Below are 432 nucleotides of genomic sequence, written 5' to 3' on the forward strand. Positions count from 1 at the left end.
GTATGGATCCATTAAAACGATGGCGCAGGTGGGTTTTATTCTGTTTTTTGTGTTGGCAGCGGGTGGATGTGTCTTTAACTGTTGGCAATGAGTGGTCTGGAGAGCGTGATGGCACGTGAACGAATGGTACTCAAAGAAACCGGCGGCAGTCTGGATGTTAGCTCGGACGCCGGTCGGTTGTCTCGTGCGCTGGCACAGGCCGGTTGTTCTGTGCCGATGAGTCGGGTGACGGAAGCCTTGTGGGTGGCCGAGCGGTTGTCTGATCAGCTGTATGACCGTATTCCGGCGCTGCAACGACAAGCCGGGTTTTTATCCATGCCAGGTTCCGCCGCTCAGTGGCAGGTACTGATGCAACTGGCCGCTGCGGGTATGTTGATCAACCACCTGACGGGCAAGCGCCGCGACTGGTTATCGGCTCTGCCAGGCATGGGA

Annotated in this window: 1 protein-coding gene; it reads left to right on the forward strand. The window is 56.9% G+C overall.

Annotated elements, in window-relative coordinates:
• Window positions 1-108: 108 nt before the first annotated feature.
• Window positions 109-432, forward strand: a 324-nt coding sequence (locus Q4563_RS16325) for a hypothetical protein (protein WP_303605226.1), incomplete at its 3' end; no start/stop codon positions are given.

The sequence above is a fragment of the Gilvimarinus sp. 1_MG-2023 genome, assembly GCF_030548285.1.